Source organism: Nocardia africana NBRC 100379 (assembly GCF_001612635.1).
Taxonomy (GTDB): Bacteria; Actinomycetota; Actinomycetes; order Mycobacteriales; family Mycobacteriaceae; genus Nocardia; species Nocardia africana.
Genome location: NZ_BDAV01000006.1, coordinates 665,691 through 679,480, shown reverse-complemented (window position 1 = coordinate 679,480; position 13,790 = coordinate 665,691). Strand labels below are relative to the sequence as shown.

The window sequence follows — 13,790 nt, the reverse complement described above, 5'->3', positions numbered from 1 at the left end:
CTCATCGGCTCGCCCCGGTCGGCTCGGGCAGCGTATCGTCGGCCACGTCGTGTGCGGGATCGCCGTCGTGCCCGTTCGTCTCAGGATGCCCGTTCGCGGCACCCTTTCCGTTGCGTTCCGGCACCAGCCCCTCGGTGGACCCGCCGTCCCAGTTCAGCAGATTGATCCGCGACGACTTCTGTTCCGGCGCAGCGGAATTGGCGTCTACGAGGGCGAACTTCTCCGATGTCACATCGAAGGCGGTCATTCCGGGTCCGCCGTCGCCGTCGAGGCTGCATCCTGTCGCCAGCGAATCCAGTTCGTGTGCTCGGGATGTCGCGCCCGAGGGAATCACGTACCGGTGTTCGTATTTGGCGATGGCCAGCAGCCGGTACATCGCCTCGATCTCCTCCGGTTCCAGGCCCACGGCTGCGGGGATCGTCAGGTCGGGTTCCTGGCCGAGGTTGATCGAGCGCATGAAAGACCGCATCCCGGCCAGCCGCTGCAACGCCGCACGGACCGGTCCGACATCCCCGGCGGTGAACAGTTCGGCCAGATACTCCACCGGGATCCGCAGTGAATCGATGGCGCCGAACAGATTCCGATGGTTCTCACCGTCGTGTCCGGTCTCGGCCAGCACATCCACCACCGGCGACAGCGGCGGCACGTACCAGACCATCGGCATGGTCCGGTACTCCGGATGCAACGGCAGCGCGATCTTGTAGTCGACGATCAGCTTGTAGACCGGCGAATCCTGCGCCGCGGCAATCCATTCCGGGGAGATCCCGGCGCGTTCGGCCTCGGCGATCACCCGCGGATCGTGCGGGTTGAGGAACACACCCAGCTGCGACGGATACAACTGCTGCGGATCGGTGACCGAGGCCGCCTCCAGGACCGCGTCGGCGTCGTAGAGCATCACGCCGATGTAGCGCAGTCGCCCCACACACGTCTCCGAGCAGACGGTCGGGATACCGACCTCCACACGCGGGTAGCAGAACGTGCATTTCTCGGCCTTGCCGGTCTTGTGGTTGAAGTAGATCTTCTTGTACGGGCAGCCGGTGACGCACTGCCGCCACCCGCGGCACTTGTCCTGATCGACCAGCACGATGCCGTCCTCGGCGCGCTTGTAGATCGCCCCCGAGGGGCAGGACGCGCCGCAGGACGGGTTGAGGCAGTGCTCGCAGATACGCGGCAGATAGAACATGAAGGTCTGCTCGAACTCGAGCTTCACCTGCTCCGACAACCTGGCCAGCAACGGATCCCGGCCGACCTGCTCCGGTCCCGAGCCGAGGTCGTCGTCCCAGTTCGCGCCCCAGGTGACCTTCGTATCCTCGCCGGTGATCAGCGATTTCGGCCGCGCCACCGGAGTGGTGTCCATGGCCGGCGCCGACAGCAGAGTGTCGTAGTCGTAACTCCACGGGTCGTAGTAGTCCGACACCGTCGGCAGATCCGGATTGGCGAAGAGGGTGAGCAGCCGCTTCCAGCGTGACCCCGACTTCAGGGTGAGGCGGCCGCGGCGGTCCAGCGTCCACCCGCCCTTCCACTTCTCCTGATCCTGGTACTGCCGCGGATATCCTTGTCCCGGACGGGTTTCCACGTTGTTGAACCAGACGTACTCGGTGCCGCCGCGGTTGGTCCAGGCCTGTTTGCAGGTGACGCTGCAGGTGTGACAGCCGATGCACTTGTCCAGGTTCATCACCATGGCCAGCTGTGCCATGACACGCATATCAGTACTCCACTTCCTGTGAGCGTCTCCGGATCGTGGTGACCTCGTCACGCTGATTTCCGGTGGGCCCGTGGTAGTTCAGGGCGAACGACTGCTGGGCGTACCCGCCGATCAGATGCGTGGGCTTGATCATGATCCGGGTGAGCGCGTTGTGGATGCCGCCGCGTTTGCCACGGCCCGCCCGCATATCCGGGGTGCCCTCGATACGCGGTACGTCGACCGCGCGGTCCTGGGCGTGATACATGAAGACGGTGCCCTCGGGCATGCGGTGGCTGACGATCGCCCGGGCGACGACCACACCGTTGCGGTTGACCGCCTCGATCCAATCATTGTCGGCCACACCGATTTTCGCCGCGTCGCGATCCGACATCCAGATCGCCTGCCCGCCCCGCGAGAGGGTCAGCATATGCAGATTGTCCTGATACGCGGAGTGGATGGACCACTTCGAATGCGGGGTGAGGTAGCGCACGGTGACGCCCCGTTCACCGACCGCGCCCACATCGGGTTCGCGGAACAGGGCCGACATGTCGAGCGGCGGCCGGAAGATCGGAAGTTGTTCGCCCAGTTCGATCATCCAGTCGTGGTCGAGATAGAAGTGCTGGCGACCGGTGAGCGTGTGCCAGGGCTTGAGCCGTTCGGTGTTGATGGTGAACGGGGAATACCGGCGGCCGCCGGTTTCGGATCCGGACCATTCCGGTGACGTGATCACCGGCACGGGCCGTGCCTGGGTATCGGCGAAGGTGATTCGCTTGCCCTCGTGTTCGGCCGCCAGATCCGCCAGCCGGGTACCGGTGCGGCGCTCCAGCGCGTGGAATCCCTCCACCGCCAACCGGCCGTTGGTGGTGCCGGACAACGCCAGGATGGCCTCCGCCGCGTGCACGTCCTTGGCCAGCGACGGGCGGCCCTGCGCGGCGCCGGAGACCACGGTGCCGTTGACTCCGCGCAGGTACTCGACCTCGGCGTCGGGAACGGTGGTGACGCCCTTGGTGGTGACCCCGAGCGTCTCGATCAGCGGGCCCAGCGCCGCCATCTTCTCGGCCAGCTTCGGGTAGTCGCGTTCCACCACAACGAGTTTCGGCATGGTGCGGCCCGGAATCGGTTCGCATTCACCCGCTTTCCAGTCCAGCACCCGCCCGCGCGCCTGCGCCAGGGCGTCGGCCGAATCGTGCTGCAGCGGCACCGCGACCAGATCCTTGCGCACACCGAGGTGTTTCTCGGCCAGCCAGGAGAAGCCGCGCGCGATGCGGTGGAACGCCTCGAAATCGGTTTTCGCCTCCCACGGCGGGGAGATCGCGGGCGAGAAGGCGTGCACGAACGGATGCATATCCGTCGAGGACAGATCGTGTTTCTCGTACCAGGTGGCGGCCGGGAGGACGATATCGGAGAATAGCGTCGTCGACGTCATCCGGAAATCCAGCGACACCAGCAGATCCAGTTTGCCCGTAGGCGCCTGGTCCGGCCGGCGCACCTCCTGCGGTATCACCCCGGCCGAATCGTCGGCCTGCAGATTGGAATCCGCGCCCAGCAGATGCCGGTGGAAGTACTCGTTGCCCTTGCCCGAGGAGCCGAGCAGATTGGCCCGCCACACGGTGAGCACGCGCGGGAAGTTCCGCGGTGCGTCGGGATCCTCGCAGGCGAACTCGAGATCACCGGATTTCAGGTTGTCGACCACATAGTCCTGCGGGGACTTGCCCGCGGCCTCGGCGGCATCGACCAGATCCAGCGGATTGCGGTCGAACGTGGGATACGTCGGCATCCAGCCGAGCCGCGACGCCAGCGCGATGTTGTCGGCGGCCGTGCGCCCGGCGAACGCGCCGGAACCCAGTGGGGAGGCGAAGGATTCGGACGTGAAGGGGTCGTAGCGCCACTGGTCGTTGGTCAGATACCAGAAGACCGTGCCCTGCATCTGCCGCGGCGACCGCTGCCAGTCCAGGCCGAACGCCAGGGTGGACCAGCCGGTGACCGGGCGGCATTTCTCCTGGCCCACGTAGTGCGCCCACCCGCCGCCGTTGACGCCCTGGCAGCCGGTGAGCAGCGTGAGCGTGAAGAAGGCGCGATAGATCTGATCGGAGTGGAACCAGTGGTTCGTCCCGGCGCCCATCAGGATCATCGACCGGCCGCCGGAGCGATCGGCATTGTCGGCGAATTCGCGTGCGATCCGAATCGCTTGTGCGGCAGGCACTCCCGTGATCGACTCCTGCCACGCGGGAGTGTAGGGCGCGCTCGGGTCGTCGTAGCCGGTGGGCCAGTCGCCCGGCAGATCCGGGCGCCCGACGCCGTACTGCGCGAGCAGCAGGTCGAAGACGGTCGTGACGCGGCGTCCGGCCACGACGGTGGTCGGCACCGAGCGGGTGACGACGCCGGTCTCGCCGTCGAAGCGAGGGAACTGTACGGCCGCAGCATCGTCGGTGCGGCCGTACAGGGTCAGCAGCGGATCGACGCCGCCGAGGTCCAGATTCCATCGCCCGGCGCCGGATCCGGAGAACCGGTCACCGAGGGTGCCGTTGGGCACGACGGGATTTCCGTCGGAGTCCAGGAGCACGGTCTTGTGCTCGGCGTTGTCCACGTCGAAGCCCGCGACGCCCGCGGCCGCGAGGTCGGCGGCGGTGAGGAACTTTCCGGGCAGCCAGGTGTGGCCGCGGTAGTCGCCCTCGCCGTTCCAGCCGCCCTCGCGTTCGTCCAGCGTGATGAGGAACGGGAGGTCGGTGTAGCGCTTGATGTAGTCGTCGAAGCGGGCGGTGGACCGGTCGACGAAGAACTCGCGCAGCACCACATGGCCCATCGCCATCGCCAGGGCGGCGTCGGTGCCCGGGCGAGCCGGCACCCATTCGTCGGCGAATTTGGTGTTGTCGGCGTAGTCGGGGGAGACCACCACCACCTTCTGACCGCGGTAGCGGGCCTCGGTCATGTAGTGCGCGTCCGGGGTGCGGGTGACCGGGACGTTCGACCCCCACATGATCAGATAGCCGGCGTCGAACCAGTCCGCGGACTCCGGGACGTCGGTCTGGTCGCCGAACACTTGCGGCGAGGCGACCGGCAGGTCGGCGTACCAGTCGTAGAACGACAGCATCGATCCGCCGAGCAGGGAGATGAAGCGGGCGCCGACCGCGTGCGACACCATCGACATCGCGGGGATCGGCGAGAAGCCCGCGATCCGGTCCGGCCCGTACTGCTTGATGGTGTAAACATGTGCCGCGGCGGCGATTTCGGCGGCTTCCCACCATTCCGCCCGCACGAATCCGCCCTTGCCACGCGCCGACTTGTAGGTCTTCGCCTGCTCGGGGTCCTCGACGATGGATTCCCAGGCCAGTACGGGATCCTTCAACCGGGCCTTCGCCTCGCGGTACATCTCGAGCAGCACGCCGCGCACATACGGATAGCGCACGCGCGCCGGGGAATACGTGTACCAGGAGAACGAGGCGCCGCGCGGGCAGCCGCGCGGTTCGTATTCCGGCTTGTCGGCGCCGACCGACGGATAATCGGTCTGCTGCGACTCCCAGGTGATCACGCCGTCGGAGACGTAGATCTTCCAGGAGCAGGAGCCGGTGCAGTTGACGCCGTGGGTGGAACGGACCACCTTGTCGTGGGCCCAGCGCTCGCGATAGAACTCGTCGGCCTCGCGCCCGCCGACCTTGTGCACGGTGCGCAGGTCACCCGAGACCTCCCCGCGCTGGAAGTAGCGGCCGACCTTCAGCAGCGCATCGGCCGCCGACTCGGCTACGCCGTTCGACACCGCGGCTACGCCGTTCGACACCGCGGCTACGCCCTTCGACTCGGACGAGGGGGCCGAACCCTTCTTGTGCGAAATGACCACAACGCCCCCATCGAGACACATGAACCGGGCTGACCAGTCCGAGAGTAAGGACGCTCGCGGGGGCGGCAAAACGATCCGCTCACACCGCGCGCGAGCCGCCGGTGAGCTGTGAGGCGGGGGAAACGTCCCGGTCACTGGGCAATTGCCGACCGCACGGGGTGGTTCGGCCGCGACCTGCGGCGATGCCGATTCTCACGTCGCCGGCGTGGTGGCGGAGAGCCGCTGTCCACACCTGTGGTGATGCTTTGGAAACCGGCGCTTCGCGGGCGTTTTACATTTGTTAACACATTCGCGCGGCGCCGAATCGAGTCGCACCGACCGCCCGGTACTTGTCGCGGGCAGGGCGGCTGCCTACGGTGTCACGATGGCAATGATTCCGACCGATGATCTGCCCACCCCGACGGCGAACGTCCTGCGGCGCCGGGCGCGCGCGGCCGGTCTGTCCATGGACGCCTATGTTCGCGGCGAGCTGATCGGACTTGCCTGCCGGCGCGTGCCGCTGGACGCTGTCGTGGAATTTCTGGAGGCCGAGCGCCCAGGCCGTCACGACGCGGAGATCGACGCCGACGCCATGGCCGTGATCCGTGACTACGACCTTCCGGCGCAGACCTGGAGCGTTCTCGCGCGTCGCGCGGGTGCGGCCGGAATGCCACTGAGCGCCTACATCCGTCAGGAGTTGATCACCTCGGCCCGCCGGACCACGGTCTACGACGTGGCGTTGGAGATGCTCGAGGTTCAGGAAACGAATCCGGGTCTGGTCATCGACATGGACGCGGTGGTGGCAGCGGCTCGCTACGTGCGCGCGGAGTAGCCGACGCCGGCCGGTGGTGCCGAACAGGTTCTCGTCGAGGGGAATCAGGGATAGCCGCAGCGATGCCGCCACTGGCGGGAAGACCATAGGCTGCCCCCGAATCCAACAACAGGAGAACCGATGTCGCGCTCTATCACCGTTGTCAGCGTTCTCGCGCCGCTGGCCCTCGCCGCTCACGCGGTGGTCGCAGGCCCTGTGGCGCAAGCGGATCCGGTGCCGCCGAATCTCATGGGGCCGGCGGTGCCGGCGATCGCCGATATCAACGGTGACGGTGTGCCCGATGTCGTCTTCAGTGATTACCTTCTCGGCGGGGGTGTCTCGGTCTTCCTGGGCACGCCGGGAGGTGGCTTGCGGCCGGCCGTGCACTACGCGACCGGCGGTCAGGCCGACTATGTCGCCATCGCCGACTTCAACCATGACGGCATGGTGGATCTGGCCGTCACGAACTTCGCCTCGAGCGACGTCTCCATCCTGCTGGGCCACGGCGACGGCACCTTCGCGCCCGCGGTGAACTACGCCACCGACTTCGCGCCGGGCGCCTTGGTCGCCGCCGATTTCGATCACGACGGAAACCTCGATATCGCCACCTCGAACCAAGCGCCGTCGTGGTCGCTGCTCCGCGGCCACGGCGACGGCACCTTCGCGCCCGCGGTGACCATATCGACCGCCGGCGGTGTCGGATCCGGTTCGGCCGATGTCGCCGACTTCGACGGTGACGGCAACCTCGACCTGCTCCGCGGCAACTACGTCAACAGCACGATCCAGATCTATCGAGGTCACGGAGACGGAACCTTCGACGCGCCGGTCACCTTCGATTCGGGGGCCTCGACCGCGTGGTACGGGATGGCACGCGACGTCAACGGTGACGGCAAACCGGATATCTTGTTCTCCAACCTCGTCAACGGGACCGTCTCGGTCCTCTCGAACCGGGGCGACGGCACGTTCTCGCCGGCCGTCGCGTACCCGACCGGTGGACTGCTACCGCAGTGCTTCGACGTCGCCGACGTCGACGGTGACGGGAAACCCGACCTGGTGGTAGCCAACGGCGGCACCTCGAGCATCGCTGTCCTGCACGGCCACGGCGACGGCACCTTCGACCCGCCGGCAGCGGTCTATCCGTCCGGCGGTCTGGTCCCGCTGTCCACTCCGGCCCTCGCCGACTTCAACGGTGACGGGAAACTCGACGTGGTCATCGGCAACACCGTCACGGGCAATATCACACTGCGTTACGGCAACGGGGACGGCACGTTCGGACCGGCGGTCGACTATCCGGCATAACCCCGGACCACGCTATTCGGCCACGAGTTCCGCCTCCGACTCCACCGCCCGCACCACCTGCTCCGGGACCTGTAGCGGCCCCGGGGTGTAGGTGACCGCGCGCAATCCACCGGTGTAGCGGAAGGGCCCGCGACGCTGCCGCACCTCCCAGGCGACGGGTCCGCGGGCGTCGACACCGACGGAGATGCCGGTCCACGGTGCCATGCCGACGAGTTGCACTCGGTCGGGCAGGGTCGCGGCCGGGTTGCCGTCGAGGGTGAGGGCGAAATCCCAGCGCAGGCGCGGGCGAACCGTCGCGTTCAGCGTGATCTCCCGGGTACCGGCCGGAAGGGATGCCGAGACCTCCGTGTAGCGGCCGAAGGAGTTGAAGCCGAAGGCGATTCGGCCGTTCTCGACGTACAGCAGATAGCCACCCTGCGGATCGCCGTGGGCCACCAGCACGCCCTGGTCACCGGGCCGATAACCGTCGAGTTCGGCGGTCACGGCGAAATCGCGGTAGGCGATCAGTCGTTGGGAGCGATAGCGTTCCAGCGTCGGGGTGCCGGGCAGGATGCGCAGCGGTTTCGACAGCCGCGCCTCCTCGGGCCGGCGGCGGGCGAGATCCTGTCTGGTCAGCAGCGGGAAGACGGTGTTGAGCCAGGCCGCCTCATCCCACGCTGCGGCGAGCTCCCGGACCTTGTCCGGGAATTGCGCTGCTACATCGTGCAATTCGGTCGGGTCGGCGCGCACGTCGAACAATTGCCAGCGTGGCGCGTCCACGTCGGCGCCGGGCTCGTGCAACGCGAGCAGTTTCCAGCCGTCCCGGTAGAAGCCGCGATGGCCGGTCATTTCCGAATACTGCTCGACATGCCGGGAGCGGGCATCGCGGTCGCGCAGCACCCGTGCCGCCGATACGCCGTCGAATTCCTTGGCCGGCAGTCCCTTTCGCACGGACGGACGCGAGACTCCGGACAGTTCCAGCAAGGTCGGCGCCAGATCGGTGACGTACACGTATTCGTCGCGAATCGCGTTGTCCGGCAGACCCTTCGGCCAGGAGATGATGAACGGCACTCGCACCCCACCGGCGAAGGTCTGGCCCTTGTAGAACCGGAACGGGGTGTTCGACGCTTGCCCCCAGCCCCGCGGATAGTGCACGCCGAGACGGGCGGTGCCGATCAGATCCTCGTCGTGCGGGACATCGCCCACCCATTCCGGATCGTCCACATGTACGAATTCGGCCAGATAGCTGCGCGTTCCGACCGGGCCGCCCTCGGCGGTGCCCCCGTTGTCGGAGGTGAACACCACGATCGTGTTGTCCAGTTCGCCGAACTGCTCGACGGTGTCGAGCACCCGCCCGAGACTCTGGTCGATGCTGTCGACCATCGCGGCGTACACCTCCATGTACCGGGCGAAGCGGCGCTGCTGCTCGGCGCTCAGCGAATCCCACTCCTGCGCTTCGTAGCCCGGTTCGGTGTTGCGCGGTTGCTGCTCGGTTCCGGGCGCGAACAGTCCCTGCGCCAGCTGGGAGGCGAATCGGCTCTGTCGCACCGCATCCCAGCCCTGCGCGTATCGCCCCCGATATTTCGCGAGGTCGATGTCCTTGGCCTGCAGCGGGCCGTGCATGGCGACATGGGCGAAGTAGAGAAAGAACGGCTTGTCGGCGTTGTGGGCGCGCAGATCCTTCAGGTAGGTGATCGCCTTGTCGGTCAGGTCGTCGGTGACGTAGTAGTCCTCCGGATACTGCTCGACATCCACGACGGAGGAGTCGGAGACGATCTGGTTCGGGTAGAAGAACGAGTTGAAACCCTCCAGCGAACCGTAGTACCGATCGAATCCACGCTGTGTCGGCCACGAATCACGGTGGGCCGCAGGGTTCATCGTGGCGTCGCGTACCAGATGCCATTTGCCGACCGCGTAGGTGGCATAGCCGCCGGCCCGCAACATCTCCGGCAGGGTCAGCACATCGTCGGCGAGTTCCAGGCGCAGCCCCGGGTAGCCGGGGTCGGCGTTGGCGACGAAGCCGAATCCGGCGCGATGGGAATTGAGACCGGTCAGCAGGGCCGCGCGCGAGGGCGAGCACAGCGGGGTGGTGTGGTAATTGGTGAGCCGGACCCCGCGTTCGGCCAGCCGGTTCAAGGTCGGCGTCTCGATTTCCGAGCCGAACGGGCCGATATCGCTGTAACCCATATCGTCGACCAGCACCACGATGATGTTCGGCGCCCCCGCGGGCGCGCTCGGCGGGTAGTCCCACGCCGGGGTGGATTCGGCGGTGGTCCGGCCGATCTCGCCGGTGAAGGCGTCGTATCCGCGGGCATACTCGGGCACTGGCATACGACCAGGGAACCCGCCGCGGCGTGCTGCCACCAGGGTTCGGCGCACGGTGCGCGCAACCGGCGTCGGCCGGGCACGGGGCGGCGGAATTCGAGGTTCGCCCGGTTGTCGCGGTGTCAGCCCGGCAGCGGCAGATATTCGACCAGCTCGCCGTCGGTGGCGTCGGGGGGAACGACGACCAGACCGTCGCGATCGAGCAGACCCGCCAGGTGAGCGGTGCGGACATGCCCGTCGGCGATCCAGCCGCCCTCGTCCGCGGCCCGCGCGGGCAGGATGCGCGGCACCGGGCCGGAGACGTCACCGGCGTTGCGGAGTGGTCCGGTCCGCACCCGCGCCGGTGTGCGCCCCGTGAGGCCGGAGACGATCGCCGGGGCGAGTGCCCACAGCGTCGCCACAGCCGCGTAGGGATTACCGGGCAGGCCGAGAACCACGGGGCCGCCCGGCAATTCGGCGACCACCGTGGAGCCGCCCGGGCGCATGCGCAAGCGATGCACCAGAATTCGCGCCCCGGCCCGGTCCAGCGCGCCACGCAGCTGATCGGCCGCGCCGCCGCCGGTCGCGCCGACCACGACCAGAAGATGGTCGTCGGTCGTATCGGCGAGCACATCGTCGAATCCGTTGGGTGTATCGCGCAGATGCACCCGGTCCGACGATTCGATTCCGTGCCAGGACAACAACTCCGGGAAAACGGGGCCGACCGAATCGCGGGTCTGGCCGCTGTGCAGCGGACCTTCGCTGCGAATCTCGTCTCCGGTCATGACGATTCGCGCGCACACCGGCCCGCGGACCTGGGCGGTGACCACTTCGGCGGCGGTCGCGACGGAGATCAGCGCCGCGTTGACGGGGGTGCCCTCGGCGGCGACGATATCGCCGCTGTCCCAATCCTCGCCGCGGTGGCGCACATCGTCGCGGACCGGTGCGTCGGGCAGTCGCCGCAGCAGCCCGTCGTCGAGCCGGACGAATTCGTCGCGCACCACGGTGTCGGTGCCCTCCGGGACGTGGGCGCCGGTGGCGATGCGGACCGCCTCACCGGCGAGCAGGCCCACCGGTCGCTCACCGCCGGCGAAGCCGACGTCGTGACGTAGCCGCCACGGTTCCGCGCCCGACACGGCGTAGCCGTCCATCGCCGACACATCGAAGCGCGGCAGCGGCGAGGCAGCGCGCAGCGGGGCCGCCAGCGCCGCGCCCCGCACCGCCGCCGGCCGGGCCTCGTGCACCGGCAGCCGCGTGATGCCGGTGCGCAGAATGTCGCGTGCCTGTGCCAAGGACAACGCCGGTGCGGCGGCCTGCGCCGCGCGCACCTGTTCCGGGGTGTCGCAATCGGTGATGCCGGACAGCGGCACCATCAGGGTGTCGACCGGAACCAGCGCTTTCATCGGCTGATTGGTCACCGAATCCAATTGCCGCAGTGCCGCGAGCAGCGCCGACCGCCGCCACACCCCGACCAGATACTGCGGACGGCCGGATTCGTCGGTCGCGAAGACCGCGTCGGCGTCGGAAGCGGTTGCGTGCCCGATCAATTCGCCGATCGCGGCGGCGGTGAGGAACGGCAGGTCGGCAGCCAGGACCACGACCAGATCGGCCGGAAAATCGCATTCCTCGAGGGCGCGCACCCCGCAGGCGACGGCCGCGACCGGGCCCGCTCCGGCCGGCACCTCCTGCACCTGCCGGATCTCGGGCGCCAGCTCGGGCCGATGCGGGCCGACCACCACCGTGCGCACGCAGTCGGCCACCGCGTCCAGCGCCACGGTGAGCATCGACCGCCCGCCGACCGCGATCGCGGGTTTGTCCACCCCGCCCATCCGGGTCGCCCGCCCACCGGCCAGCACGATCGCGTCGACGGTCGTCACAGCGGCTCACCCGGGAGGTTGATCATGGACCGATGGTAATCCGCCCACATCGGACGGCGAACGGCGCGGACGGGCGCGGGCCCGTCGTCTGCCGCGGCCGCGTCAATCGCAGGGCGCACGCAGCAACCGGAAGCGGTTGGTCTCCGGATCGGTCAGCATCGCCTGAGCCGGCGGATGCACCGCGGCGCCCTGGCAGGGGACGGCACCGGCGGCGGTGAGCCGGGCGACCTCGTCCGCGGGATCACCGGTCGAGTAGGTGACGACATCGAGGTGGACCCGATCGCATTCGCGGGCCGCGACCTGGGTGCGCAGGAATTCCAGCCACGGCCCCTGCCCGGTGGCCGAACGGATTCCGGACATGCGCGATTCGTCGTGGGTCAGCGGCCAGCCCGCGGCGGTCTCCCAGAAACGGGCCAGCCGGGTGGGATGCGGCGTGTCGACGACGATCGCGGCGACCGCGCCGGTATCCACGTATTCCTCGCGCGGTTCGAGGACACAGAATTCGTTGCCCTCGGGATCCGCGAGTACCGTCCAGGGCACCTCGCCCTGCCCGATGTCGATCGGCCGCGCGCCCAGTGCCAGCGCCCGATCCACCTGCATGCGTTGATGATCCAGCGAACGACCCACCACATCGAGATGGATGCGATTCTTCCCGGACTTGGGTCCGGCCGCCGGCAGGAACATCAACGACACATCAGCGGCATCCGGGTCGGAAGCAGCCACCTCGACCGCGTGCGGACGGTCCACGGTGATCTGCCAGTCGAGCAACTCCGCCCAGAACCGCGCCACGTTCCGTGGCCGGATCGCATCGAACACCACGCACGCCAGACGGGTGGTCATTCCTCCACGGTAACCGCCGAACAGGAGTAATGGGCGAATTCGGATATCCGCGGGTCGATCGCCCGGTCGGACGCCGGATTGTGCGGTGTGGTCAGGATTCGAATCGGTGCCGGGCGGCGGCCAGGTCGACGCGGTCGCCGCGGATCGGGCAGCCCTCCTCGGCCAGCCGGCGCAACTGGCGCTGCACCAGATGGGCGGCCGGAGTGCCGTCGGCGCGCAGGACCCGATGCCAGGGCAGATCGGCGGAATCGGTGCGCATGATCCAGCCGACGGTTCGCGGGGTCGACAGTCCGGCGGCCGCCGCGATATCGCCGTAGGTGGCGACTCGTCCGGGCGGAATGGCCGCGACCAGCTCCCGCACCCGCTCGATTTCGGCGTCGGAGGTCGGCATCAGAGCACCGACCGCACGACGTCGGCGGTCTCGGCGGGCCGGGCCTGGGCGACCATGTGATCGCAGTCGAATTCGTGCAGCGTGAAATGCGGCAGCGTGGCGAACGCCGCGAGAGCCGCGGGGGTGACGAACGGGGATTTACCGGCCCGGACCAGCACGGTCGGGATCTGCTGCGGCGGCAGGACCAGTGCGCGCGCCAGCTGACTCCAGTAGGAGGTGACGGCGGGCAGGCTCATCCGCCACGTGACCCGGCCCTCGGGAGTGGCGACCAGGTGTTCGGCGAGTTCGGCCTCGAGGAGTCCGGGGTCCACATCGGCCCAGGCCGTCTCGAGCTTGTCGTGGCGCGCCTCGGCGACGTCGGCGTAGTCGGGCCGGGCCAGACCCGCTTCGGCGATGTCGTGCAGCAGGACCGGATCGAGACCGATCGCGGGATCCAGCAGTACCAGCGCGCGGACCAGATCGGGACGGTGCCGGGACAGATGGATCGCGACCGCCGCCCCGAACGAATGCGCCAGCACGACGGCCGGTTCGGTGAGCAGTGGAACCAGGTCGTCGACGATCTGCTCGAAGGTCCACGGTGGTAGCGCACTCGCCCGCCCGTGGCCGCGCAGGTCGGGAGCGACGATGCGCACCTCGGGCAGGTGCCCCTCGGCCAGCGCGCTCCACCGCCGCCCGTGTCCGGTCAAGCCGTGCAGGGCGAGAACCAGTGGGCCGTCGGCGGGACCGAATCGATGAATATGGACGTCGGGCACTCGATCATTGTGCCGCCACCGGCCGGGCGGTGCGACCGC

9 protein-coding genes are annotated in these 13,790 nt (G+C 68.3%); 2 read left to right on the top strand and 7 right to left on the bottom strand.

Annotated elements, in window-relative coordinates; translation table 11 throughout:
• Nucleotide 1: 1 nt before the first annotated feature.
• Both narH and NA3_RS11310 read right to left on the bottom strand, forming a co-directional pair.
• A complete protein-coding gene (gene narH / locus NA3_RS11315; RefSeq protein ID WP_084491442.1) occupies nt 2-1,705 on the bottom strand; it encodes a nitrate reductase subunit beta in 1,704 nt (567 codons plus the stop codon).
• 1 nt (nt 1,706) lies between these two features.
• The gene (locus NA3_RS11310) at nt 1,707-5,459 is read right to left on the bottom strand and encodes a nitrate reductase subunit alpha (protein WP_062963637.1); all 3,753 of its coding nucleotides are present in this window, start codon (nt 5,457-5,459) and stop codon (nt 1,707-1,709) included.
• Nucleotides 5,460-5,883: 424 nt separating this feature from the next.
• Here NA3_RS11310 and NA3_RS11305 point away from each other — a divergent pair, with 424 nt between their 5' ends.
• The gene (locus NA3_RS11305) at nt 5,884-6,330 is read left to right on the top strand and encodes a hypothetical protein (protein WP_062963455.1); all 447 of its coding nucleotides are present in this window, start codon (nt 5,884-5,886) and stop codon (nt 6,328-6,330) included.
• Nucleotides 6,331-6,450: 120 nt separating this feature from the next.
• On the top strand, nt 6,451-7,608 hold the full coding sequence (locus NA3_RS11300) for an FG-GAP repeat domain-containing protein (RefSeq protein WP_062963454.1): 1,158 nt from the start codon (nt 6,451-6,453) through the stop codon (nt 7,606-7,608).
• Nucleotides 7,609-7,620: 12 nt separating this feature from the next.
• On the opposite strand, the gene NA3_RS11295 is transcribed toward NA3_RS11300, so the two are convergent.
• The 5 genes from NA3_RS11295 to NA3_RS11275 form a co-directional block, all read right to left on the bottom strand.
• Nucleotides 7,621-9,918 carry an arylsulfatase gene (locus NA3_RS11295; protein WP_062963453.1) on the bottom strand — a complete coding sequence of 766 codons (2,298 nt, stop codon included), beginning with the start codon at nt 9,916-9,918 and terminating at the stop codon, nt 7,621-7,623.
• Nucleotides 9,919-10,034: 116 nt separating this feature from the next.
• Entirely contained in the window at nt 10,035-11,768 is a 1,734-nt protein-coding gene (locus NA3_RS11290; protein ID WP_084491440.1) for an NTP transferase domain-containing protein, read from the bottom strand.
• Nucleotides 11,769-11,870: 102 nt separating this feature from the next.
• Nucleotides 11,871-12,608, bottom strand: coding sequence for a VOC family protein (locus NA3_RS11285; protein ID WP_062963452.1), 738 nt, complete (start codon nt 12,606-12,608; stop codon nt 11,871-11,873).
• A gap of 91 nt (nt 12,609-12,699) precedes the next feature.
• Nucleotides 12,700-12,999, bottom strand: coding sequence for an MGMT family protein (locus tag NA3_RS11280; RefSeq protein WP_062963451.1), 300 nt, complete (start codon nt 12,997-12,999; stop codon nt 12,700-12,702).
• Complete coding sequence (locus NA3_RS11275; protein WP_062963450.1) at nt 12,999-13,751, bottom strand: alpha/beta fold hydrolase; 753 nt, start codon at nt 13,749-13,751, stop codon at nt 12,999-13,001. Before NA3_RS11275 ends, NA3_RS11280 begins: the two co-directional genes overlap by 1 nt.
• Between the last annotated feature and the right edge of the window lie 39 nt (nt 13,752-13,790).

Bases quoted from the DNA above. Each gene is read 5' to 3' on its own strand.
- narH (WP_084491442.1), bottom strand. From the start codon at position 1,705: ATGCGTGTCATGGCACAGCTGGCCATGGTGATGAACCTGGACAAGTGC.
- NA3_RS11305 (WP_062963455.1), top strand. From the start codon at position 5,884: ATGGCAATGATTCCGACCGATGATCTGCCCACCCCGACGGCGAACGTC.
- NA3_RS11300 (WP_062963454.1), top strand. From the start codon at position 6,451: ATGTCGCGCTCTATCACCGTTGTCAGCGTTCTCGCGCCGCTGGCCCTC.
- NA3_RS11295 (WP_062963453.1), bottom strand. From the start codon at position 9,918: ATGCCAGTGCCCGAGTATGCCCGCGGATACGACGCCTTCACCGGCGAG.
- NA3_RS11285 (WP_062963452.1), bottom strand. From the start codon at position 12,608: ATGACCACCCGTCTGGCGTGCGTGGTGTTCGATGCGATCCGGCCACGG.
- NA3_RS11280 (WP_062963451.1), bottom strand. From the start codon at position 12,999: ATGCCGACCTCCGACGCCGAAATCGAGCGGGTGCGGGAGCTGGTCGCG.